The 22,814-nt window shown below is 60.1% G+C and carries 19 protein-coding genes and 1 pseudogene; 14 read left to right on the top strand and 6 right to left on the bottom strand.

Annotation, left to right across the window (positions count from 1 at the left end; translation table 11 throughout):
- The first annotated feature begins 2 nt into the window (after positions 1-2).
- From drmA to CFBP4996_RS08535, 3 genes are all read left to right on the top strand, one after another.
- Positions 3-3,455 (top strand): DISARM system helicase DrmA, encoded by a 3,453-nt coding sequence (gene drmA, locus CFBP4996_RS08545; RefSeq protein WP_080851462.1) that lies wholly within the window; start codon positions 3-5, stop codon positions 3,453-3,455.
- Between the two features lie 8 nt (positions 3,456-3,463).
- Positions 3,464-5,371, top strand: coding sequence for an MrfA Zn-binding domain-containing protein (gene drmB / locus CFBP4996_RS08540; protein ID WP_080851464.1), 1,908 nt, complete (start codon positions 3,464-3,466; stop codon positions 5,369-5,371).
- A 99-nt stretch (positions 5,372-5,470) separates the two neighbouring features.
- Positions 5,471-6,493, top strand: coding sequence for a DUF4365 domain-containing protein (locus CFBP4996_RS08535; protein ID WP_162935844.1), 1,023 nt, complete (start codon positions 5,471-5,473; stop codon positions 6,491-6,493).
- Positions 6,494-6,591: 98 nt separating this feature from the next.
- Here the strand turns inward: CFBP4996_RS08535 and CFBP4996_RS08530 are convergent, their stop codons facing one another.
- Both CFBP4996_RS08530 and CFBP4996_RS08525 read right to left on the bottom strand, forming a co-directional pair.
- Complete coding sequence (locus CFBP4996_RS08530; protein ID WP_080851470.1) at positions 6,592-8,424, bottom strand: UvrD-helicase domain-containing protein; 1,833 nt, start codon at positions 8,422-8,424, stop codon at positions 6,592-6,594.
- A complete protein-coding gene (locus tag CFBP4996_RS08525) occupies positions 8,414-10,270 on the bottom strand; it encodes an ATP-dependent nuclease (RefSeq protein ID WP_080853129.1) in 1,857 nt (618 codons plus the stop codon). Before CFBP4996_RS08525 ends, CFBP4996_RS08530 begins: the two co-directional genes overlap by 11 nt.
- Before the next feature lie 100 nt (positions 10,271-10,370).
- Between CFBP4996_RS08525 and CFBP4996_RS29530 the strand changes: the two are divergent.
- Positions 10,371-10,514 (top strand): annotated as a pseudogene (locus CFBP4996_RS29530) (aldolase); the annotation flags it as partial.
- Positions 10,515-11,116: 602 nt separating this feature from the next.
- Here the strand turns inward: CFBP4996_RS29530 and CFBP4996_RS08520 are convergent.
- Together CFBP4996_RS08520 and CFBP4996_RS08515 are read right to left on the bottom strand one after the other, a co-directional pair.
- The gene (locus tag CFBP4996_RS08520; protein WP_137396237.1) at positions 11,117-12,655 is read right to left on the bottom strand and encodes an AAA family ATPase; all 1,539 of its coding nucleotides are present in this window, start codon (positions 12,653-12,655) and stop codon (positions 11,117-11,119) included.
- A 61-nt stretch (positions 12,656-12,716) separates the two neighbouring features.
- Positions 12,717-13,016: a DUF6634 family protein gene (locus CFBP4996_RS08515; protein WP_080851476.1), complete on the bottom strand. Its 300-nt coding sequence runs from the start codon at positions 13,014-13,016 to the stop codon at positions 12,717-12,719.
- Between the two features lie 14 nt (positions 13,017-13,030).
- Here CFBP4996_RS08515 and CFBP4996_RS08510 point away from each other — a divergent pair, with 14 nt between their 5' ends.
- The 9 genes from CFBP4996_RS08510 to CFBP4996_RS08470 all read left to right on the top strand — a co-directional run bounded on the left by CFBP4996_RS08510 (position 13,031) and on the right by CFBP4996_RS08470 (position 20,441).
- The gene (locus tag CFBP4996_RS08510) at positions 13,031-13,177 is read left to right on the top strand and encodes a hypothetical protein (RefSeq protein WP_162935845.1); all 147 of its coding nucleotides are present in this window, start codon (positions 13,031-13,033) and stop codon (positions 13,175-13,177) included.
- Between the two features lie 14 nt (positions 13,178-13,191).
- On the top strand, positions 13,192-13,434 hold the full coding sequence (locus CFBP4996_RS08505) for a helix-turn-helix transcriptional regulator (protein WP_162935846.1): 243 nt from the start codon (positions 13,192-13,194) through the stop codon (positions 13,432-13,434).
- Positions 13,435-13,950: 516 nt separating this feature from the next.
- Entirely contained in the window at positions 13,951-14,259 is a 309-nt protein-coding gene (locus CFBP4996_RS08500; protein ID WP_003522365.1) for a DUF2853 family protein, read from the top strand.
- Between the two features lie 99 nt (positions 14,260-14,358).
- On the top strand, positions 14,359-15,153 hold the full coding sequence (locus tag CFBP4996_RS08495; protein ID WP_080851482.1) for a thymidylate synthase: 795 nt from the start codon (positions 14,359-14,361) through the stop codon (positions 15,151-15,153).
- The gene (locus tag CFBP4996_RS08490) at positions 15,150-15,677 is read left to right on the top strand and encodes a dihydrofolate reductase (protein WP_080851484.1); all 528 of its coding nucleotides are present in this window, start codon (positions 15,150-15,152) and stop codon (positions 15,675-15,677) included. The genes CFBP4996_RS08495 and CFBP4996_RS08490 overlap by 4 nt, the downstream gene beginning before the upstream one ends.
- Before the next feature lie 143 nt (positions 15,678-15,820).
- Positions 15,821-16,939: an FtsH protease activity modulator HflK gene (hflK, locus tag CFBP4996_RS08485; RefSeq protein ID WP_003522368.1), complete on the top strand. Its 1,119-nt coding sequence runs from the start codon at positions 15,821-15,823 to the stop codon at positions 16,937-16,939.
- Position 16,940: 1 nt separating this feature from the next.
- The gene (gene hflC, locus CFBP4996_RS08480) at positions 16,941-17,864 is read left to right on the top strand and encodes a protease modulator HflC (protein WP_020812048.1); all 924 of its coding nucleotides are present in this window, start codon (positions 16,941-16,943) and stop codon (positions 17,862-17,864) included.
- Positions 17,865-18,056: 192 nt separating this feature from the next.
- Entirely contained in the window at positions 18,057-19,601 is a 1,545-nt protein-coding gene (locus CFBP4996_RS08475; RefSeq protein WP_080851486.1) for a Do family serine endopeptidase, read from the top strand.
- A 90-nt stretch (positions 19,602-19,691) separates the two neighbouring features.
- Positions 19,692-20,441 (top strand): SDR family oxidoreductase, encoded by a 750-nt coding sequence (locus tag CFBP4996_RS08470; protein ID WP_080851488.1) that lies wholly within the window; start codon positions 19,692-19,694, stop codon positions 20,439-20,441.
- 25 nt (positions 20,442-20,466) lie between these two features.
- Here the strand turns inward: CFBP4996_RS08470 and CFBP4996_RS08465 are convergent, their stop codons facing one another.
- A complete protein-coding gene (locus CFBP4996_RS08465; protein ID WP_020812046.1) occupies positions 20,467-21,030 on the bottom strand; it encodes a GNAT family N-acetyltransferase in 564 nt (187 codons plus the stop codon).
- A complete protein-coding gene (gene serB / locus CFBP4996_RS08460; protein WP_080851491.1) occupies positions 21,027-21,917 on the bottom strand; it encodes a phosphoserine phosphatase SerB in 891 nt (296 codons plus the stop codon). The genes CFBP4996_RS08465 and serB overlap by 4 nt, the downstream gene beginning before the upstream one ends.
- Between serB and miaA the strand changes: the two genes are divergently transcribed.
- Positions 21,916-22,812 carry a tRNA (adenosine(37)-N6)-dimethylallyltransferase MiaA gene (miaA, locus tag CFBP4996_RS08455; protein WP_080851492.1) on the top strand — a complete coding sequence of 299 codons (897 nt, stop codon included), beginning with the start codon at positions 21,916-21,918 and terminating at the stop codon, positions 22,810-22,812. The two genes, serB and miaA, sit on opposite strands and share 2 nt — an antisense overlap.
- Positions 22,813-22,814: the final 2 nt, after the last annotated feature.

Here is a 22,814-nt window from a genome sequence, read left to right as displayed (position 1 = left end):
TCATGAGCATCGATCCGAAATCGCCGACTGCAGTGCGCGGTCGTCTCGTAGAGACGCTCCGACGCGATCTGATCGGACCAAACTTGAATGACATCGACATCGCGGACGAGAAGCTCGATACCAATCCTTCGCGCTGGTACCTCACAGGATTCCTAGTGCCAGCTCCGACAGACGGCGCTGATGAAGTGGACCAACCGGAGGAGACCGGCGACATGGTCACCGACGGCGAGGAACAGGGCGATCCTGAGACAGGAAATGCCCGCGCCGCTGACGATACCGCGCCCGACGATCCTGCCCCAAGAAGACCGCTGGCACCATCGGCGTGCGGGCTGACGGTTCTGGTAGATGCGCGTGCAGAAACCGTCGACGTCACCGCCACGTGGGGCGACTATGTAACCGAGCCTCCATTGCCGCCTGAGGTGTTCCTCGACGATGCGGCGGCATTCGATCCGAAGCACCGCAATGTTGCATGGCAGCGCATTCCCGGCATGGCTCGCGTGACAATCGCGGTTCCGAGGCCTGGGGAACGGATAACCCGTACACTTGAAGGCTCGGCCGGAAAGCAGCGCCCCGGCGGCGGACTCGTCGTTGAAGCCTTTGCACGGCCCTATAGCTTGACCCAGCCAGACGGCACCAATGCAGACGTCATGGCGCTGACGGTGATGCTCGTCAACCGCCGCGATCCGACGCGCCGCCGCTTTGCCGACGTGACCTTCGCTTTCCAGGTGAGACTGGAGGTCCGCAGCGAACTGCCTCTATTTCCTCGTACGGACATGACAGGATTCGGTTCCGAAGATCCGGATGCCGCGATGGCCGACCTCCACTATCGCGACGTGGCTGAATTCGCGGTTGGCAACGCCACATCAGCAGGCTGGGTGCCCGACGAGGAAGGCGTAGTGCGCGCCGCACATACGGACTTCCTGCCCTTGGCAGAGGTGGAACGCGTCGAGCCGAACGAGAAGATCGGCGCGACATTTGGCATGGAGGATTTGTCGAAACTCGCTGCCCGCGACCCGGATGCGCTGGTGGCAGCGCTCTCGGGCCTGCCCGGCGAATATGCGTCCTGGATCGATACCGAAGCGAGTAGGATTGGTACGATCGAGGGAGAGCCGCGGCGTAGGACTGCTGCGCGACTGCTTGATGCTGCCCGCCGCGCACAGGGACGCATTGAGGCTGGCATTGGGCTCTTGAAGAAGGACAAGTGGGCGCGGCTGGCCTTCCAGGCGATGAATGAGGCCGTCGCCCGTGCGGCACGGCAGCGCACAGCGGGCCGCAACGGCGATCCGGCGGCGCAGAAGCAGCCGACTTGGCGGCCGTTTCAGCTCGCTTTCGTGCTGCTGAACCTGCCCGGCCTGAATGACAAGCTGCACGAGGACAGGGAAATCGTTGACCTGCTGTTCTTTCCGACGGGCGGCGGCAAGACGGAAGCCTATCTCGGCCTCGCCGCCTGGACAATCGCTCATCGCCGCCTGACGGCTGATGGGAAGCTTGGTGCGGGCGTCTCGGTGCTGATGCGCTACACGCTGCGCCTGCTCACGCTCGATCAGCTTTCGCGCGCAGCGGGCGTCGTCTGTGCACTGGAACTGATGCGCGGCGAGCCTGCCTGGATGGAAGGAACGCAGCGTCTCTTGGGTGACTGGCCGATCGAGATCGGCCTTTGGGTCGGGTCCGCCGCATCGCCGAACCGTCTCGGCGGCCAAGGCAACCCCAATCCGGACACGGCGGTCATCCGCGTCAAGCGCTTTAAGACCTCAGGCCGGGAAGCGCCAGCGCCGATAAAGGTCTGCCCATGGTGCGCGGAGCCCTTCACAGCCGACAGCTTTGCCTGCACGCCTAACGCCCTTGCACCGAAGAACATGGAGATTCGCTGTACCAATGCGGACTGCGACTTCACCGGCGGGCGGGCGCTGCCAATTCTTACCGTCGACGAGGCGATCTACCGTCGACTCCCAGCCTTTGTCATCGCTACCGTCGACAAGTTCGCTGGGCTTCCCTGGCTCGGCGAGGCGGGCGCCTTTTTCGGCCATGTGAACCGCACGGACGAATGGGGCTTTTACGGCGCGAACGACAAGGCGGGGGACGGAAGGCCGCTAGGCAACGGGTTCACACTCGACCCGCCGGACTTGATTATCCAGGACGAGCTGCACCTGATCAGCGGGCCTCTCGGTACGGTCGCGGCGCTCTACGAAGTTGCTCTCGATCGGCTTGCTAGTCGAACGATGATGGGCCTACGTGTTCGACCTAAGATAGTCGCCTCCACCGCGACCGTCCGGCGTGCCACGGCACAGATCAAGGCGCTCTTCGACCGCGAGAGCACCGAGATCTTTCCTCCACCGGGTCCAGACCGACGCGACAGCTTCTTTGCCGAGACCGTACCGCCGACCCAACGTCCAGCGCGGCTGTACTTAGGACTGGCCGCTCCGGGCAAGGGCCCAAAGCTCGTCTTCCTGCGAACGCTGACCACGTTGCTCGCCGCCGCCCAGAAGGAGGCTGACGATGGGAACGACGCCGATTCCTATATGACCGCGCTTGGCTATTTCAACGCGCTGCGCGAACTCGGTGGCGCACGACGCATCGTTGAAGACGAGGTGCGCAGTTATCTCTCAGACTACGGAGACAAGCGGCGGCGCGTCGCCCCACCCGATCAGCCCTTCGCGAGCCGTCGCATGCGCGACGTGCTCGAACTCACCTCACGCGAAAGTACCGACAAGGTGGCCGCGGCGAAGGACTCGCTTGCGGTGGTGGCCGCCGACAAGGCGGGCGTCGATGTAGCGCTCGCCACAAATATGATCTCCGTCGGCCTCGACATAGGTCGCCTAGGGCTGATGTTGATGCAGGGACAGCCGAAATCGGCCTCGGAGTACATTCAGGCATCGAGCCGCGTAGGGAGATTGCCAGACAAGCCGGGACTGGTGGTGACACTCCTCAACGCACAGAAGCCGCGCGATCGCTTACACTTCGAGCGCTTCCGCCAGTTCCATGCAGCGTTCTACCGCGTCGTCGAACCGACCAGCGTGACGCCTTGGGCGGCGCGAGCGATCGACCGAGCACTGGCCGCCGTCATCGTGGCCTGTGTTAGGCACCTGCATCCGGAGCTGACCGACGAGCGCAACGCTGTTGAGATGCCCGACCATGTGCTGGTGCCGGAGATTGTCGACGTGATCCTCTCCCGTGCACCCTCGGAGTCAGTTGTCGGAGGACATGCTGCACTCAAGAACATCGTGGAGGAGTTGCTCACCACCTGGCGACGAATCGCCGACGACCGTCGCGGAAACGCCGAGAGACTTTACTACGGCTATCCGGGCACTCAGGCACTACTACACCAGCCGCTCGATCCGCTGCTGGCGGGCCTCGATCCCGACCTTAAAGCCTTTAAGGCGGGTCGTTCGATGCGCGACGTCGAACATGCCTCGATCCTGAAAATCATCGACAATTTCGGTAACACGCTGAGCTGAGGTCCACTATGGCAAAAGACCAGATACGCATGGGGCAAGTGGTCGGGCTTTTTGGGCCAGGTGCGATGATGGATCTCCCCGACCGTTCCGTCCTAGTGATGGGACTCGACCATTGGGAATCCTTCGGTCCCCAGGCATTCCAGCCAATCGAGGAACCGCGGCTCGCGCAGTTGCTGGAGCGCCGGCTTGCGGGTGGCAATGACAAGCGAATTTCCTCAGCAAAGCCGCTTAGTTTCCGCACTCCGCCTATTGATCCCGGAAACCCGCGCTTACCGTCACCGGCCATCAAGGCAAAGGTGTTTCCGGAGTGGTTCGCCTGCGACTCCATCGCCGGCGATGCACCCAACCGACGCCGCATCGTCCGCTTCAGTGAACTGGAGGCTCCGAAGCGGCTCGACTGGAAAGGCGACGACGGTAAGAAGCGCCACGCCTCGCCGCTCCGGTTCGTCTGCGGATGCGAGAAGGGGCACTTGCAGGATATCGAATGGCGGCGGGTCGTGCATGCCGGGCGCTTTGGCGAGGCGCGGGGCGAAGGCGGTGCCTGCCGAAGGGCGATGTGGCTCGAAGATTCCGGTACGAGCGCCGATCCCCGCGACACTCGCATCGTCTGTGAATGCGGCGCGCAGCTTTCGCTGGAGGAGCTTTTTCAACCCGGTCGGCTCGGGCCGTGCAGCGGCAAGAGACCTTGGATTGGTCCGGACGATCCGGACGGCTGCGACATTTCCCTCCGGCTCCTCACCCGCAGTGCAACCAACACATACTTTCCTCAGATCGTACGTGTGATCTCGTTGCCTGAAGCGAACGACGCGCTCGACAAGGCGCTCGACGTGGTGTGGTCGAACGTGAGCACCTGCTCGTCCGCAATCGAGGTCGCCATGGCGAAACGGTTCAACCCACTTGTCGCGGCGAACCTGGGACCGTTCTCCGATACCGACGTCTTCGGTCGAATAGAAGCTCGAACAGCGGCCGGAAAGAATTCGGATCATACCGACCAGATGAATCCTCGGATTGCTGAGTTCCAATTGCTGGCGAGCGGGCGCGCGCTAATCGGCGAGAACCGCCCCGACGCCCGACTCCATGCCGAAACGCTCGATCGAAACCTCTGGGATCCGAAACGTGAACCTACGCTTGCCGGGATCAAGGACCTAGTGGCGGTCCACCGGCTTCGGGAGGTGTCCTGCCTCTATGGTTTCACGCGCTTTGAACCGGCCCCATTGGCTGACGATGGGGTGGAGGATGTTGGTCTCGCTGTGAACGGCGCGCCGCTAGGCGAGGTTCCGGAATGGTTGCCGGCGATCGAACAGTACGGTGAGGGCTTTTTCATACGCTTCGACCCTGTTGCGCTAATGGCGTGGGCATCGCGATCATCGGTTCGAGAGCGTAGAACCGTCTTGGAAGGCGGTCTCAGAGCCTGGAGGAAATCGCGTCGCGACCGTGGCGCTTCAGACAAGATGGCGTGGGAAGGAGAGCACATCGAGTACACGATGGCGCATAGCCTTTCTCATGCTCTGATAAACGAGGTGGCGATCGACTGCGGCTATCCCGCAAGCTCGTTGAAAGAGCGCCTTTATCTCATTCCTGGTCTGCCAGGCCAGCCGAAGGATTGCGGTATCCTCATCTACACCGCTAGCGCCGGTAATCAGGGAACGCTCGGCGGCCTGGTTGAGGTCACTCGCCGCTTCCCGGGCGTCATGGCGTCCGCTCTCCGCCGCCTCGGGCTATGTTCTGGTGACCCTATCTGTGCTGATCACGACCCAACAAAGGCATCCGAGGACCGAGCGCTCCATGGCGCGGCCTGCCACGGCTGTCTGCTCATCGCTGAAACAAGTTGCGAGCAACGCAATGTGTTTTTAGACCGGAGTCTATTGGTCGAAACCATCGCAGGATCTGCGGCTTTCTTCTCGCCCACCGACTGAGTGACTGTGATACTCACCAGCGTCCCAATCCTACAGAATCGCTGAAGTCATTTGTCGACGTGCAATCGTGAAATTTAGAGCTAACTAGGGATGCGAGCAATGGCGAAACGCCGCGTCGACAACCACCTAAAGGAAGACGCTTCCGAGCTTCTAGTCTCAAAGCTGCTTCCAGAGGAATGGGTTATCCGCAAATTGCATCCGGACTACGGCGTGGATGTGACAATCGAGGTTTTCAAGCGCGAGGGACAGCAGATTCCTACGCTGGGAGAATTTCTGTTTGTTCAACTCAAGTCGACAACGTCACTTGCGCGCGGCGTTGAGCCGATCAGGCGGCGAGGCAATGTCGAAAAAGCTCTCGACGCACAGGACATGGAAGCGGACCATGAACTCGACGTTGTCCGTTTTGCGATTGACACCGATACGGTCGACAATGCCCGTCTCATGGGGCCGTCGACACCACTTATGCTTTTCGTCTGCGATCTTTCCGAGAGCGAAGTCTACTACGTCTGCCTGACCGACTACTATGACAAGATCATAGAGCCGCGCGGGATCGACCTCAGTCGGCAAGGGACCATCACGGTGCTCATCCCTGCAGCAAACAAGTTGACCGATGCGAGATCGGCGCAAGTCATGCAGTTCTACGCCGCTCGCGCCAAACTCTACGGCATGTTCAACCTCGCGCAGTTTCAGTACCGCGAAGCTCGCTGGATTCTCCAGGAGCTCGCCAGGCATGAGTATGTGGAGAACCTTGCCAGCAATTTCGCCATGATCGAGAGATTCGCGCGGCGCTTGCGTGCAATGCCTATCTGGGAACGGGACATCCCATGGCAATTAATGCGGGACTATAGAGCCAGGTTGGACTTGATCATCAAGAACATTGAGGCCGATACGCTCGGTCTAATCTTGCGGGGACTCGAAGCGTTCATTAAAGGCGACGACGCTGCCCTTACGCCGCTCAAGCAGTTTCATGAACTTTGCACGTTGTCTTGGGAGCAGTTTTCCGCCATTGGCCAAACGTTCGAGGACATCGTTCGAGAATGGTTCTTGCCAACGTGGGTTGGACAACTTGGAAGCGGTGAAGAGCCTCACTTTCGTGAAATTCAATCTTTGCCATCCAGATAGGGTGTTTCGAGCGCGATACTTCGTCGGGCCTAGCGGCGAACGGCCGCTTCCGAAGGCATTCAACTGAGACCTAAACAATCGGATGCTGCTTGTTCCGCCTAGTCGTCGTCCTTAGGGATCAGGAGCACACAAATGTCATCGGCGGGGGTCAGGATCGTAGTCATCAGCTTCGCACGCGTTATACTGACTCTGAAATTCTGCCTCGTCTCTGCATTCGCATGCTGGCGGGAATTGCCACGGACAATGCGGTCGCTGTTGCTGACGATCTCCCCACCGTATTTGCGCCTCGGAAAGCCCTCGTAAATGATGACTTCGTCGAATTGCTTTCCTTTTGCCTTGTGCATGTTCATCACGGAAATGCCGCGCTCAGGCTTCGAGCGGTTGGCGAAATGCTCCTGGACGAAGGCTGCTCGAACAATGGCAAGTGCGTTCTTGTAGGCGCCGTTCGCACGTCGGTCCTCCGACAAGGCCTGTCGAAGCTGGCTTCCGCGGCCTAAAAGCCGTACATTGCGGGTCTCGGTGCCAATCTCCGTCAACCTCTGACATGATCCGTTTTCAAGAACGTCTCGGATCGCCCTCCAGTCGCTATCCGGATCACCTGTGACAACGAGTGCGCGGCATGCGTCGTAAACTTCCATCGTAGCGACCATGATGCTGTTTGCCGTCGGCGGAAGTCCACGTGCCGCCCGTTCCTTCAATTTCCCGTAGGCACTAATGATAGACGATGCCTGACGGATGCTTGTTATCGAGGCCTCGCTGCCGTTCTTGCCACGAAAGTACTCGGCGACCAGGTTTATGAATTCGTCTCTATGAGATACGCCGTCGTCGGGCTGCAGTAGACATGCAATCACCTCGGCAGCCAGGATAGCGGCGTCAAGCTCGACTGCCGCCTCGTGCGGAATTGCCGGCAACTGGCCAGTCGGTGCTCTGAAGGAGTCGGACACCACTCTCGTCAGTCTCTTGGTCGGCACAAGAACCGCCATCGACCAGGAAGGATCACCACGCCCTTGAAGTCGTCCGCGAGCCGCCAGCACGGTCGACTTGAGCTTTATCATAGCGGGGGCGTCGGCGGAGGCGAAGGTGTCGAAGTCGATGCCGTTATACGAGTTCTTGCTATATTTGCCTCGCAGGATGTCGTTGCCGAACAGCGCGATGTCAGTGCCCTTGCTCCGGTGGTTGTCCCCGGCGAGATCGAAAGTGGTCGGATTGAAGGCGTTTATGAAATGATTCAGCCGTTCAGGATCCGCACCGATGAAGTCGAAGATTCTCTGTTCGGGGTCGGCGAGGGCGATCAAGGTGGAGAACTCCCCGAGGGCTTTGACAACCCGCCATTGGTCAGCGTTCGTATCTTGGAACTCGTCGAGCACGATCACTGGATACTTCGACGACACGAGTCCTCGAAGCTTTCGGCTTGCCTCTAGGAGGCCTGCGACTTTCGGTGCGAAGAGGTCAAAGCAGACGCGCCCATCCTCTCGAGCCACCCTCTCCAACTCCGTGTTGATCTGCGCCCTGCGCTCCGCCTTTTCCGCGTCCGAAAGCTTGGAGAGCGCCTTATACTGCGACGTTATGTCTGAAACGACCGCTGCCTCCCCCGACGGTGTCAGCACCGTCAGGCGACGCGGCCAGCCTAGGAGACAGCCGTGTGTCTTGATCAGGCTCCAGAAGAATGAGTGGTAGGTATCGACCTCGATAGCCTGACGCTGCGCGGTCGTCAGCGAGTCCTCTTCCGCGATTGCCTCGAGCACACGCGCAACGGTGGCCCTCGCGAAGCTGAGAAACAGGACGCGCTGGCTTGGTCTCAAGCCCACTGTCAGCCTTGCCGCTTTCAAAATCGAAACGGTGGTCTTGCCGGAACCGGGGCCTCCCCTGACGAGTAGGCAGCCGTCGGAACCAAGGACGTCCTTCTGGCCTTCAGTCAGTTCAAACGGCATCCTGGCCACCAGCTTCGACGACAGACGCGCCGAGATCCGCTTCCGGCTCAGAAGGCGCGCACCGTTCCTTCAGATCGGTGCACGCGTCTCTCAGGAACTGGGGGATTTCTTCCACGGTGCACTGCGCTAGGAAGTCTGCTGCACTCCATCCGCCCTTATTCCAGGTGAACAGATCCATCAGCGCTCCGGCGATGTTCGACTTCGGATTTCCCGCATACTTCGTCGTGAGATGCTGCGGCCATTCGACCAGGTCGGCAAAACGCTCCATCGCCGCGGCTGTGGTGTTTCCAAGTACCAACGCCTCGAAACCGTGCTGGTCGTGCATATAGAGTTTCTCTACCTCTGCCTCGATTGCAGCTTGGCTTTCGGCGGTCTGGTGGTCACAGGCTCCGAAGATTCTTTTCCCGAGATCGCTAAATAGTTTCGCCATCGGCGCGACCTGCGAGTCGCTGCCGGCATCGAAGACGCTGATTCCGAGAGCTTCCAGCGATTGGTAGGACTCGGGGTCGAGTTCTGCGAGCCTCCGGGCGACTGCTGGGAAGGAGCTTGCTTCCGTCGCACCTTCGACCACGAGCACCCGTCCTGCAAGGAGGCACTCGCAGAACCTTTGACGGAAGTCCTGTCGGTAACGTTTGGGCTTGATGCTGTCAGGAAGCCGCACCGTGGACTTCTTCATTACGCCGTCCGCAGCCCGAGATAGTATCAACGTCTCGTCTACGCCGAATTCCTCCAGCACGTAGGGAGAATGCGAAGTTACTATGGACTGCGCCGAAAGCTTGCGGAGTTCGTGAACGATCCTCTTCTGTGCATATGGCGGGATCGCGGTTTCGACTTCCTCCATCGCGAAGATGACATTCTGCTTGTCCTCCGCGATTTGCGACAGCAGCGCCAGGACCAGCATGTTGATAGTCCCCGTTCCCTGCCGGAAAAACGGAGCAGCATGGTCTCCTTCCCCCGTCGCGATGAAGGCCGTGATCGCCTTACGCAGGTGCTCGCGCGTCAAGTTCGAAATCCGCAGGTGAGGGTTCGTGCCCCATTCCTTAGGAACGTATTTCTTCATCGCCTTCGCGACGCTTTCCAGCACTCCGCTGAGTCCGAGATCCGGGTCCGTCGCGACGTCAAGAGATTTCAGGCCCTGAAGCGTGTCCTCCCACATTCTGGGCCTTATCTCCTTTAGGCGTAGGATGATGTCGAGGAGACTTCCACGCTCGAGGCTGAGAGCACGGGATCCGGTTCTCAGTGTCCGGAGATAGAGGAAGCCGCACTTCTGCTTGTCTCGCTTTCCGAAAGTCGACGGCGCTTCGTCCTCTGCGAGACTGCGCGTGTAGTAGGTCTTTCCGGCGAAGTCGTCTTCCGCCTCGTCGTACCATCCGCGGAAGGTTACGCGGATGGCGGGGATCGACAAGGAATCATCGAGTTCCTCGGCGCTACCGTTGAAGAGGGCTTCGGTTGCTTCGTCCCACCACTCGATGTTTGAATTGAAGTGATCCCGCTGTTCTTCCGACAACCCGGTTACAGTGAGCTCGATTTCGATTATCGGATTGCTGGATTCGCCCGCTGCCGGCTCTTCTCCTGCTGGTTTCGGCGCGGCCTCAGCGGCAGCGTCCGCTTTGCCGTCCTTGGGGGGGGCGGCAGCACTTGCGAGATATCGCCCAAGGTGGAAATCATGCTCGTCGATCGGAGGGAGCCTGTTGAGCCGATCTGGCCCCAGGCACAAATCGATAGCCTCCAGTACGGTGGATTTGCCAACGTTGTTGTCGCCAATGATAACCGCGTGGGCAGGCAGAAGTAAGTACGCAGTCTTGATTCCCCGGAAATTGCTTATCTTTACGCTGGCTATTCGCATGTCGTCGCCTTGAGAAAGAAGGTGAGAATACGAATCTGTGTAATTACTTCGCTTTAAAAGTGCAATTCTGTCATCGCCATCCACACTCGCGATGGGCTGAGGCCGCAAACTTCTGCCGGTTTTACCGGATGTCGCCGCCGATATGGCCCGGCAAATGCGGGAAGGGGATCCGGAAAGTGCCAGGATGCATCTGCAAAGCATCCGGCGGCAGCTTGAGCGCCAGGCGCCGGACTATCGAGACTGATCGGATAAGAAAGGGAAGTATTTGAAAGCTCTTTGGCCATTGTGGGCCAAAGGGCAGGGGCTCGCGGCCAATTCGGTAGCTCGCGCCGGGGCCATTTCGGATGGTAATGTCGACGACCACTGGTCCTTTAACAGTGCCCATTCCGATGAAGCTGCCCCATCATTCCGAGGTGATTTCGCTCCCGGGATGATCTCGCCTCCTTGAGGCTCCGGAGGATGCGAATGCCCCTTCCGAAGCTCTACTTGTCCGCGTCCTTGGAAGCACGCGTCTTTAGCATCTCCCTGCGTCTCCCCTGGGACACAATCCTGCGCCCGACCTTTGCCGGCTCGAAGCCAGCACGTGATAGTGCCTGGCCAAAAGTCTCCTGGCCGTCCGGCGCTTCTTCGAGCGGCCCGACGTCGTCGGCTTCGGTGGTCTTATCCTTACCGCCTCGTGGCATACCAGACTCCATTTCGAGCAGTCGTTAGTCACGTTGAGCACGGCCTTTGGCCCAGGCTAGGAGATGTCTGCACGCGAAGCGGCTTGTGTTGGACTCCTCCGCGAGGAGTGTACGTCGCCGTCAAACATTACGTGCGTGCCAGCATATGAGACCTCGGGAAAGCTCATTGTAGCCGCCTTGCTTGCTCGCGCGCCTTCCGCAATCCCTCGACAACCCGTTCCAACCTTCGGATCGAACCACCGGCCCAGACTTTCGCCAAGGCGTCCAATTCGAATCCTTCGAGTGGCTTGGCCCAGCGCGGATCGTAACCCGCATCGATGTACAGCCGCTCCAGGATACGCGGGGCGAGCGTCGGCAATTGATCGGCTCCCGGGGTGGGAAAGCGAAAGATTCGGCACCTGTCGCGCAAGGCTCCCGGGATCGGCTCAATCGAGTTCGCGGTCATCAGCCAAGACACGTGCGACAGATCGCATGGGGCCTGAATGTAGGGATCATGCCAGCAGTGCGATGTCACCGGTTCGTACAGGCCGATCAACACGTCGTGCACATTGCCATTGTTGCGACTGGTGCCGATCTTATCGATCTCGTCGAGAATTATAATCGGTCCGGCGCACCGGTGGCGACGCACGGCCATGATCGCGAGGCTTGGTTCGCCCGATGACCACCTCCGGGCGGTCCCGCCGATGGCGCTATCGCTCAGGCCGCCACAAGATATGACTTCAAAGGGCGCGCCGAGTTCCTTACTCAATCGTTTGGCAAACTCAGTCTTGCCGCTTCCGGGCGCACCAAACAGGATCATTGGTCTCAGGTAGACATTGCCCCGGCCATCAAGGCCCTCCAGCACATTGTCAATAACCGTCACTGCATAGGGAAATTCCGCGATCAGCCGCGCACGAACTTCGCTCAATTGAGGCATGCCGGGCAAAGGCAACGCACGCTGTTTGAACTGTTCGAATTCCTTGGCTACTCGCTTCCCTTCGGCCGTCGTGTCATTACCGATGCCGTTGATAACGACGACACCGTTAGTCGGTCGCGTCTGGTGCTCTAAGGGCTCTTCTTCCCAGGTCGGGATTGAAAAGCCGGCATCACCTGAATCCTTGGGTTCAGACCCATCGAACATTGTTGACGTGATCGCATTCTTGAAGTGGTCCTCGTAGGTCCGCACTTCCATCTCAAACCACTCTGCGGATCGCTGAATAGAGACACCCGCCCGTTGCCGCGCGTGGAGTGCACGGGATTGTGCTGCCCAACTGAGCGAACGCCACAGCAGGTGGAGACTCTCCGCAGCAGTGAGCTTCTCAGAAGCTAGATGGGCGATCTCCCCGGCGATCAACGCCGTCGCTTGGCCATCCCCGAAGAACGCCCGGTAGAATCTGCATCGCAGGCGGCACTCATCGAACGGCAATCCTTGGGCATCATCAATGAGATCGAGAGCGGCCTCCACCGCAAGCACGGCGTCGTTACTGGGATGCAATGCTAGCTCATCCAGGCCAGTGGTGAGGAGCGCAAGCCTAGTTCGCTTTCGCTTCTTAAGGAGACCCGACAGACGGTCGGAATATTCGCGGATGTCTTCGGCCAAGTCTTCGCGGAAGAAGGCCATCCCTCGGAGCAACTCCTCGGCGGTCGGCAGATGCAATCCGGCGATTGCTGCCTGCTGCCGGCGTTGGAAGTGGCGATCTTGTGATGGCGGTTTATCTGTCACGGGACACCTATTTGAATCTTAGTCCAGCATGGGTGCGAAGCAGGCCGCGTTCGGCCCGGCTTCATGCTTCTCCAGTTCCGGCCGGACGCCCCAAGCGGTACCAACGGTTGAGCGTACGCGCGATGCCGATCTCCGTGTCCATGTACATGAGCTGACTGGTCATGATTTCACGACTGTCTCCCAGAGATGGATGTCCAAAGACGTATCCTGAGAGGCAGGCCGTCCTGCGTGAATACATCTGATGGGCTTCGAGGATGGGAGCGGTGTGGAGTGACAGTGTGTGGGTGATTCCAGCCTCAACCGAGCGCAAATCGGCGGACAGTCTCTGTGCATCTTCTGCGCTCAAATAGGCGAACTTCATGGGATTGCCCTCTCATGTTGATTCGCGGCTTCCAAGAACCACGAAATATTAGCGGTTTCATCGCTTCAATTAGCGAATCTATCGCAACATTTCGCGATGTGATCGCTATTGTCAACATTTGTTTGCGAGGCGAGGCTTTTGATGACACCAAGGCGGCATGAGGCCGCCGTCACGAATGCTTGCTGTAGCTCGACTTGTCCTTGGTCAAACTCAGGCCGAGGTGGCGGAGGATTCCGGCATCAGTCCGCGCACGATCTACATGATCGAGAAGGGTGCAGCCGGGATCGCAAGCGTTGAAAAACTGGTCCGCCACTACCGCAAGCGCGGCGTGATTTTTCTCGCGCCTAGTGGAACGGAAGGCTGGGGTATTCGCGCCAGCTTTGTAGCCGGATGTTACGATGATGAACGGCCAGAGTGATCGACTGCCAGTGTTGCTGAGGTCGGGCGCTCAAAGCCCCTTCCTTCGGTCGGGGTCCAAGTCGGCTTTGCCGCAAATGACGGCCTACCGGCCGGCTTCTTAAGTTCTTTTTGACGACAAGACCTCGTTCGCTGCGAAGTTGGGCTCCGCTCCTCGGCCTTGTCTTCTAAGCGGAATGCGTGCTGTTCGATCGCCTAGGGGCGATCGGCACGCATGCTTCATTCTGAGGGGGAGTTGGCTCGTCGACTAACTGGCACCGGTTGTCTGTATAACGCCCCCGGGTCCAATAGGTTTATTACACCGACCGTTTATCGCCATAGCCGGGTTGCCCCGGCAAGGCTCATATAGGCGTTTCGACCGCCTGAGAAAAGGGGGGTGATGACAATTCCATGAAAAGGTTTCGTGATTGCGGTCCGCACTTTAGACAATTCTTGACGACGAGGGATTGCTGTCCCATTGTCCATGCAACCGGTCACCAGAAGCAACACCGGGCCGGGGACACACGAAGGAGTGGACATGACTGACTATCTCGCAGATGTGAAGAAATACGACGCAGCAGCCGACGAAGCCGTGGTCGGCAAGATCGTCAAACATCTCGGCATCGCCCTGCGCAACCGGGATTCCTCGCTGGTGTCCGCTTCCGATCCGGAAGAGCTTGCACGTGTGAAGGCGAGCTGGTGCGGCAAAAAGCTCGGCGTGACCGACGGTACGGCCGATCAGGCAATCGATGCCGTTGCCAAGGCCATGGCTGCGGACCGCTCCAAATCGCGCGTGACCTTTTATTATCTGGTCGCCAAGGAACTCGGGAAACTGCAATCTCTCTGATTTTTCCTGAAAGGCGGGGATAAGCGTTTCCCCGGTGATTGGTTCTGCCGCCCTGTGCTATTATATTCCCTCGATATCAGGGAATCGGCGGCAGAACGCATGAAACAATATCTCGACCTTCTCCGGCATGTGATGGAAACCGGCTCCGACCGCGGAGACCGCACCGGCACGGGTACGCGCTCGGTGTTCGGTTACCAGATGCGTTTCGACCTTTCCGAAGGTTTTCCGGTTCTCACCACCAAGAAGCTGCACCTGCGCTCCATCATTCATGAACTGCTGTGGTTCCTGAAGGGCGATACCAATATCGCCTATCTCAAGGAAAACGGCGTTTCCATCTGGGATGAGTGGGCCGACGAGAACGGCGATCTCGGTCCGGTCTATGGTGCGCAGTGGCGCTCGTGGCCCGCACCGGACGGCCGCCATGTCGACCAAATCGCGCTTTTGATCGAGGGCCTGAAAACCAATCCGAACTCCCGCCGTCACATCGTTTCGGCCTGGAACCCGGCGCTGGTGGACGAGATGGCGCTGCCGCCCTGTCATTGCCTGTTCCAGTTCTATGTTTCCGATGGAAAGCTGTCCTGCCAGCTCTATCAGCGCTCGGCCGACATTTTCCTCGGCGTGCCGTTCAACATCGCCTCCTATGCGCTGCTGACGCTGATGGTGGCGCAGGTCACCGGCCTGAAGCCGGGCGATTTCGTCCATACGCTCGGCGATGCGCATATCTATGCCAACCATTTCGAACAGGCGAAGCTGCAGATGACCCGCACGCCCAAGGCCCTGCCGACGATGCGCCTCAACCCGGATGTGAAGGATCTTTTCAGCTTTAAGTTCGAAGACTTTACGCTGGAAAACTACGAGGCCGATTCAAGCATCAAGGCGCCGATCGCGGTATGAGCGAGCCGCGCGTCACCATCATCGTCGCGGTGTCCGAAAACGGCGTCATCGGCCGCGACCTCGACATGCCGTGGAAACTCTCCACCGACCTCAAGCGCTTCAAGGCGATGACGATGGGCAAGCCGCTCATCATGGGCCGCAAGACGTTTTTATCCGTCGGCGAGCGTCCATTGCCGGGCCGCCCGCATATCATCGTCAGCCGCAATTCCGACTACCGGCCGCAAGGCGTGGATGTCGTCTCCTCGCTGGAGGAGGCTTTGAAGCTCGCCAGAAGCAAGGCTGCGGAACTGGGTGTGGATGAGGTCTTCGTGGCCGGTGGCGGTGAGATTTACCGTCAGGCCATGCCCTTCGCCGATCAACTTTCCGTCACCCATGTCGCGGTAAAGCTCGATGGCGACACTTTTTTTCCGGAAATCGATCCTGCCGTTTTTGAGAAAACCGAGGAAATCCCCGCTCCCGCAGGGGAAAAGGACAATTATCCGGTTCTGTTTACCACTTATGTGCGAAGAGCCGCGTCAAAGTGAACTATTTACCCTGATTGGGTATTTAGTTACCACCTCTGCGTTGAAACGGACGCTTCTCCTTCCTATAACGGGTCGATATTCCCGCCGCACGCGAGCAATCGCTTTCGAACGGAACCGGGAGAGGCTTTTATAAAGAGGTATTGATGCCCTGGAGCAATCAGAATGGCGGCGGCGGCCCTTGGGGCGGCGGCGGTGGAGGAAACAACCAGGGCGGCGGTGGCGGCCCATGGGGGCAGGGGCCTAACCGGCCTCGCGGCGGTGGCGGCGGCAATGGCGGCCCGCCCGATCTCGAAGAGATCATCCGGCGCAGCCAGGACCGTTTCAAGAATGTACTGCCCGGCGGCTTCAACGGCGGCGCGGTTGCCATCGTGGTTCTCGTCGTGCTGGTTTTCCTCGGCATCCAGTCCATCTATACCGTCCAGCCGGACGAGCGCGGCGTGGAGCTGCGTTTCGGACGTCCGAAGGACGAAATCTCGATGCCCGGTCTGCATTTCCATCTGTGGCCGATCGAGACGGTTGAAATCGTCAAGGTTACCGAGCAGCAGCAGAATATCGGTTCGCGCGCCTCGTCGTCATCGTCGAGCGGCGTGATGCTGACGGGCGACCAGAACATCGTCAACGTGCAGTTCTCGGTGCTCTATACGGTTTCCGATCCGAAATCCTATCTCTTCAACGTCGACAGCCCGGCCGAAACCCTGCAGCAGGTTTCCGAAAGCGCCATGCGCGAAGTCGTCGGCCGTCGTCCGGCACAGGACATTTTCCGCGATAACCGTCAGGCGATTGCGGCGGATGTGCGCACCATCATCCAGTCCACCATGGACGGTTATGGCGCCGGCATTTCCATCAATGCCGTGGCCATCGAAGATGCGGCGCCGCCGCGCGAAGTGGCCGATGCCTTCGACGAAGTGCAGCGTGCCGAACAGGACGAAGACCGCTTCGTTCAGGAAGCCAACCAGTACGCCAACCAGAAGCTCGGCGCCGCTCGCGGTCAGGCCGCGCAGATCCTCGAAGAAGCGAACGCGTACAAGTCGCGCGTCGTCAACGAGGCGCAGGGTGAGGCGCAGCGTTTCGTCTCCATCTATGACCAGTATCGCACCGCGCCGGACGTGACCCGCCAGCGCATGTTCCTGGAAACGATGGAGCAGGTCCTGAAGGGTTCCAACAAGATCATCATCGACGAAAAACAGGGCGTGGTGCCTTATCTGCCTCTGAACGAGATCATGCGTAACAATCCGGGCGCAGCACAGCAGGGAGGCAACTGATATGGGTAACCGTCTTTCTGCCATTCTTGTCGGTCTCGCCGTCGTGCTTTTCCTCGGTTATTCGTCGATCTTCGTCGTCAACGAGCGCCAGCAGGCCATCGTCGTCCGCTTCGGTGAAATTCAGGATGTGAAAACCGCGCCGGGCCTCTATTTCAAGCTGCCCTTCGCCTTCATGGATGCCGACCGGGTGCAATATATCGAGAACCGGGCGCTGCGCTTCGATCACGACAATATCCGTGTTCAGGTTTCCGGCGGCAAGTTCTACGAGGTCGATGCCTTCGTGGTCTATCGCATTACGGATGCGCGCCGCTTCCGGCAGACGGTCTCGGGTGACCAGATGTCGGCGGAATCGCGCCTGCGTACCCGTCTCGACGCATCGCTGCGCCGGGTCTACGGTCTGCGCGGCTTCGAATCGGCGCTTTCGGACGCCCGTGCATCGATGATGCAGGAAGTGCGCGACGATCTGCGTCCCGATGCGGAATCGCTTGGCATCAGCATCGTCGATGTCCGCATCCGCCGTACGGACCTGACGCAGGAAGTCTCGCAGCAGACCTTCGAGCGCATGAAGTCGGAACGTCTGGCCGAGGCCGAACTGATCCGCGCCCGCGGTAACGAAGAGGCGCAGCGCCGCCGCGCCATCGCCGACCGTCAGGTCGTCGAGCTGGAATCCGACGCCCGCCGTCAGTCCGAAGTGCTGCGCGGTGAAGGCGATGCGGAGCGCAACAAGGTGTTCGGCGAGGCTTTCCAGCGCGATCCGAACTTCTTCGAGTTTTATCGCTCCATGTCCGCCTATGCCAATGCGCTGAACGGCAACGGCACGACGCTGGTTCTGTCCCCGGACTCGACCTTCTTCCGTTATTTCAACAATATCGACGGTGCGGCCCCTGCCGCTCCGGCTGCCCCTGCGCCAGCGCCGGCGAACTGATAGCGGATAAAATGATTTTGGAGGGGCCGGTTTTACCGGCCCTTTCTTTTTGGTCCGTTTTCGTGCCAATGCTGTGGCTAAGGGCAAGGCGTCCCCCGCCTGTTCACGAAAAGGTATTTTTACACTTCATCATTCCGCCTTATGCTTTGCCGATATATGCAGGGCAAGACTATTTGAAACGCGAGGACGCTTATGGCCGTGACCCTTCTTTCGCCTTTTCGCAGCAGCATCGCCGCAGTCGCGGGCATCGCGCTTGTGGCAGGTAGCCTGACGGCACCGGTTGCTGCGAGAGCGCAAAGCCATGGGCCGGAATCGGTGGCCGATCTCGCCGAGCCGCTTCTCGATGCGGTGGTGAATATTTCCACGTCGCAGAACGTCAAGACCGAGGGCAAGGGCCCTGTTCCGCCGCGTCTGCCGGAGGGCTCGCCCTTTCAGGAATTCTTCAAGGATTATTTCGACAGCCAGAAGCCCGAGGGCGGCGAAAAGGTGAGTTCGCTGGGCTCGGGTTTTGTCATCGATCCGGCCGGCTACGTTGTCACCAACAACCACGTCATTGAGGGCGCTGACGCTATCGAGGTGATTTTCCCGAACGGATCGAAGCTCAAGGCAACGCTGGTCGGCACCGATACCAAGACCGACCTTTCCGTCTTGAAGGTGGAGCCGAAAACGCCGCTGAAGGCCGTCAAGTTCGGCGATTCGCGCAGCATGCGCATCGGCGACTGGGTGATGGCCATCGGCAACCCCTTCGGGCTTGGCGGCTCGTTGACAGTCGGCGTCATTTCCGCGCGCGGGCGTAACATCAATGCCGGTCCCTATGACAATTTCATCCAGACGGACGCGGCCATCAACAAGGGCAATTCCGGCGGTCCGCTCTTCAACATGAAGGGTGAGGTTATCGGCATCAATACGGCGATCATTTCCCCGAGCGGCGGTTCGATCGGCATCGGTTTCGCCGTGCCGACGGAGCTTGCCCAGAATATCGTTCAGCAGCTCATCGAGTTCGGTGAGACGCGCCGCGGCTGGCTCGGCGTTCGTGTCCAGCCCGTCACCGACGATGTGGCGGCAAGCCTCGGCATGGACAGCGCCAAGGGTGCGCTCATCTCCGGTGTCGCCAAGGGCGGACCGGTGGAGAACGGCCCGATCCAGGCCGGCGATGTCGTGCTGAAATTCGACGGCAAGGATATTCATGAAATGCGCGACCTCTTGCGGATCGTGGCGGAAAGCCCGGTCGGCAAGGAGGTCGATGTGGTGATCCTGCGTGACGGCAGGCAAGAGACCGTCAAGGTCAAGCTCGGGCAATTGCAGGATACGACCGACGAAAAGGCCTCGGCCGAAGATCAGCAGAGTGAAGACGGCGATAGCGGTGTGGTTGCACCGGAAGATGATGGCGGCGCCGACGATCAGGCGCAGGACCAGACGCCGGAAGTGCGTGAGGCGCCGCAGAGCGTGCTCGGCATGAACCTCGTGGTGCTGAGCAATGAGTTGCGCACCGAAAAGGGCATTGCCGAAAGCGTTGAAGGCGTGCTGGTGGCGAGCGTCGATCCGGGTTCGCCCGCCGAGCAGAAGGGCATGAAGGCCGGCGATATCATCGTCGAGGTCGGGCAGGACTTCATGGAAGTTCCGGGCGACGTGCTGGTGCGCGTCAACGGCCTGAAATCCGAAGGCCGCAAGAATGCGCATATGATGGTGGCCGATGCGCAGGGTAATTTGCGCGTCGTGGCGCTGCCGCTGGAATAAGGCGCTTTCCGCCCGGTCAGGCAGGAATCGGGTGGTTATGATCCCGGCTGCTCTCTAATTCTTGGTCTCCATCGAACGGAGGCCAAGGATATGAAATTACTCGAAAACAAGGTTGCCATCATCACCGGCGCGTCATCCGGCATCGGCCGGGCGACGGCGATGCTGTTTGCCGCCGAAGGTGCGGCTGTTGTCATCAATGCGCGCGGCGAAAAGGCTCTGCATGAGGTTGCCGCAGACATTCGTGAGGCCGGCGGCCGTGTCCACACGGTTGCCGGCGATGCCGGTGTTGCCGAAACCCATGCCCGTTTGGCGGATGCGGCCATAAGCGTCTTCGGTGGCCTCGATATCGCCGTCAACAATGCCGGTGCGGTGGGAGCCATGAAACCGCTGGCGGAGATTTTGCCTGCGGAGTGGGATCATGCGCTCAACGTCAATCTCACCTCCGCCTTTCTGGGCGCGCGCTACCAGATTCCGCCGATGTTGATGCGGGGTGGCGGTTCCATCGTCTTCACCTCGAGCTTTGTCGGCACCAGCGCCGGCATACCGGGCATGGCGGCTTATGGCGCGGCCAAGGCGGGGTTGATGGGGCTGGTGAAAGGCATTACCGCCGATTATGCCGTGAAGGGCATTCGCGCCAATGCGCTGTTGCCCGGCGGGGTCGATACACCTGCTGCGGGAGACGACGCGCAGAAGGAATGGGCTGCCGGCCTGCATGCGATGAAACGTATCGCTGAGCCGCCGGAAATTGCGCGGGCAGCGCTTTTCCTCGCGAGCCCCATGGCGAGCTTCGTCGCCGGCGCCGCTCTGTTCGCCGATGGCGGCAATGCCGCAGTGAAATGACCTTGGGAACTGGCGGGCAGGTGTCTTATCGCGCCCGCCATTCCTCCAGCGTCAGCGCATAGGTGACGTGCGGCCGCAGGTGCGGATGCGTCTCTTCCGGCACGCGCGGATGGTCGAAGTCGCGGGAAGGATCGCGCTTCAGGCCGATGCGCTCCATCACCGCCGTCGAACGGTGGTTGTTGTGGACGGCGAAGGAGACGATTTCCGGCGTTTCCTTTTCATCGAAGGCCATGACGAGCAGCGACTGCGCCGCTTCCGTGACATAGCCGTGCCCCCAGAAGCGGGTGGCGAGCCGCCAGCCGATCTCCATGGTGCCGACCGGGAAAGGCGGATCGAGGTTCATGACGGGGGAGATGCCGCAGAAGCCCATGACCTCGCCGGTTTCGCGCAGTTCCATCGCATAAAAACCGTAGCCGCTGCCGCGGATCATGCCGTTGATGGTTTCCAGCACGGCGTCCGCTTCCGCATGGCTGCGGCGGAAGGGGAAAAACTCCATGACCTTTTCGTCGGCGTTGATTTCGCGGAACAGGTCACGGTCGCTCTCCTTCCACTCGCGCAGAATGAGTCGTGGCGTCTCTCGGATGATCATGGAGTGACAAAATCCGTCTTGCGATAGCCCTGGATGTAAAGAAGCGCCGTCAGGTCGCCATGGTCGATGCGCATCTGTGCCTCGGCGGCCACGGCCGGCTTGGCGTGCAGGGCAACGCCGGCGCCGGCGAGATGCAGCATGCCGAGATCGTTGGCGCCATCGCCGACCGCCATCGCCTCTTCCGGCGAGATGCCGAGCCTTGCGGCAATATCGTTCAGCGCATCCACCTTGGCCTGTTTGCCGAGGATCGGTTCGGTCACGGTGCCGTCAAGCTCGCCATTGGCTTCGCCGAGCAGATTGGCGCGGTCCTCATCGAAACCCAGCATGGCGGCGACGCGGCCGGTGAAGACGGTGAAGCCGCCGGAAACGAGAGCGGCGTAGTAGCCCTTGGCCTTCATGGTGGCGATCAGCTCCCTGCCGCCGGGGGTAAGCGTGATGCGCTTTTCGATGACATCGTCGATAACCGAGACAGGCAGGCCCTTCAGCAGCGCCACACGTTCCCGCAGTGCGGGTTCGAAGGCGATCTCGCCATTCATGGCGCGGGCGGTAATAGCGGAAACTTTTTCCTTCAGCCCGACTTCGGCGGCCAGCTCGTCAATGCATTCCTGGCCGATCATGGTCGAATCCATATCGGCGATCAGCAGTTTCTTGCGGCGCTGATCCTGTTCCTGGATGACGATATCGACTGGCTGGCCGGCAAGCGTGGCTGCAATGGCGCTCCGCGCCTGTTCGGCTGCGGTGCCGGAAGGCAGGGCGATATCGCAGGCGATGCCATCGGCCAGCCAATAAAGGCCCGATGCGTTGACGGCCTTTGCGGCCGCCTCGCCGAGGGCCGGTGTCAGAACAGGATTTGACGGATTGGCGATAAGCGTGGCAACGAGAGCCATGATGAAAAACCTTGATGAGAATTTTGATGCGATCCTGATAACCGGCCCGACGGCAAGCGGCAAGTCCGCGCTTGCGCTTCGTCTGGCGCGGGAGCGGGACGGCGTCGTCATCAATGCCGACAGCATGCAGGTTTACGACACGCTGCGGGTGCTGACCGCGCGACCGTCCGACGACGAGATGGAGGGCGTGCCGCATCTTCTCTACGGCCATGTGCCGGCGAGCAGCCTCTACTCAACCGGCGAATGGCTGCGGGAGATTTCCGCCCTGCTTGCGGATTTGCGCGGGCAGGGGCGTTTGCCCGTCATCGTCGGCGGTACGGGGCTTTATTTCAAGGCGCTGACGGGTGGGCTTTCCGACATGCCCGCCATTCCGGATGACATCCGCGATGGGCTGCGCGCCCGGCTGATCGGGGAGGGGGCGGCTGCGCTCCATGCCGAACTCGCACGGCACGATCCGGCCATGGCGGATATGCTGCAGCCGGGAGACGGCCAGCGTATCGTCCGGGCGCTGGAGGTGCTCAAGGCGACCGGAAAGTCGATCCGGGATTTTCAGCGCGCCAGCGGCCCGGTGATCGTCGATCCCGACCGGGCGCAAAAATTCGTCGTCCTGCCGGAAAGGCCGGTGCTGCATGACCGCATCAACCGGCGTTTCGAGATGATGATGGATAGCGGGGCGGTGGAGGAGGTGCAGGCGCTTCTCGCGCTTAACCTCGCATCCGATGCCACCGCAATGAAGGCGATCGGCGTTGCCCAGATTGCCGATATGCTGGCCGGGCGGATCGGCGAGGCGGAGGTGATCGAAAAATCGGCGGCCGCGACCCGTCAATATGCCAAACGGCAGATGACCTGGTTCCGCAACCAGATGGGCGACGACTGGACACGTATCCAGCCGTGAGA

The sequence above is a fragment of the Agrobacterium leguminum genome, assembly GCF_005144435.2.
GTDB classification, from domain to species: domain Bacteria; phylum Pseudomonadota; class Alphaproteobacteria; order Rhizobiales; family Rhizobiaceae; genus Agrobacterium; species Agrobacterium leguminum.
This window is presented reverse-complemented; position numbering and strand designations above follow the sequence as displayed.

Excerpts from the sequence above, each read along its gene's own strand:
- drmA (WP_080851462.1), top strand. The coding sequence starts at position 3 with ATGAGCATCGATCCGAAATCGCCGACTGCAGTGCGCGGTCGTCTCGTA.
- drmB (WP_080851464.1), top strand. The coding sequence starts at position 3,464 with ATGGCAAAAGACCAGATACGCATGGGGCAAGTGGTCGGGCTTTTTGGG.
- CFBP4996_RS08535 (WP_162935844.1), top strand. The coding sequence starts at position 5,471 with ATGGCGAAACGCCGCGTCGACAACCACCTAAAGGAAGACGCTTCCGAG.
- CFBP4996_RS08530 (WP_080851470.1), bottom strand. The coding sequence starts at position 8,424 with ATGCCGTTTGAACTGACTGAAGGCCAGAAGGACGTCCTTGGTTCCGAC.
- CFBP4996_RS08525 (WP_080853129.1), bottom strand. The coding sequence starts at position 10,270 with ATGCGAATAGCCAGCGTAAAGATAAGCAATTTCCGGGGAATCAAGACT.
- CFBP4996_RS08515 (WP_080851476.1), bottom strand. The coding sequence starts at position 13,016 with ATGAAGTTCGCCTATTTGAGCGCAGAAGATGCACAGAGACTGTCCGCC.
- CFBP4996_RS08510 (WP_162935845.1), top strand. The coding sequence starts at position 13,031 with ATGTTGATTCGCGGCTTCCAAGAACCACGAAATATTAGCGGTTTCATC.
- CFBP4996_RS08505 (WP_162935846.1), top strand. The coding sequence starts at position 13,192 with ATGCTTGCTGTAGCTCGACTTGTCCTTGGTCAAACTCAGGCCGAGGTG.
- CFBP4996_RS08500 (WP_003522365.1), top strand. The coding sequence starts at position 13,951 with ATGACTGACTATCTCGCAGATGTGAAGAAATACGACGCAGCAGCCGAC.
- CFBP4996_RS08495 (WP_080851482.1), top strand. The coding sequence starts at position 14,359 with ATGAAACAATATCTCGACCTTCTCCGGCATGTGATGGAAACCGGCTCC.
- CFBP4996_RS08490 (WP_080851484.1), top strand. The coding sequence starts at position 15,150 with ATGAGCGAGCCGCGCGTCACCATCATCGTCGCGGTGTCCGAAAACGGC.
- hflK (WP_003522368.1), top strand. The coding sequence starts at position 15,821 with ATGCCCTGGAGCAATCAGAATGGCGGCGGCGGCCCTTGGGGCGGCGGC.
- hflC (WP_020812048.1), top strand. The coding sequence starts at position 16,941 with ATGGGTAACCGTCTTTCTGCCATTCTTGTCGGTCTCGCCGTCGTGCTT.
- CFBP4996_RS08475 (WP_080851486.1), top strand. The coding sequence starts at position 18,057 with ATGGCCGTGACCCTTCTTTCGCCTTTTCGCAGCAGCATCGCCGCAGTC.
- CFBP4996_RS08470 (WP_080851488.1), top strand. The coding sequence starts at position 19,692 with ATGAAATTACTCGAAAACAAGGTTGCCATCATCACCGGCGCGTCATCC.
- CFBP4996_RS08465 (WP_020812046.1), bottom strand. The coding sequence starts at position 21,030 with ATGATCATCCGAGAGACGCCACGACTCATTCTGCGCGAGTGGAAGGAG.
- miaA (WP_080851492.1), top strand. The coding sequence starts at position 21,916 with ATGATGAAAAACCTTGATGAGAATTTTGATGCGATCCTGATAACCGGC.
- serB (WP_080851491.1), bottom strand. The coding sequence starts at position 21,917 with ATGGCTCTCGTTGCCACGCTTATCGCCAATCCGTCAAATCCTGTTCTG.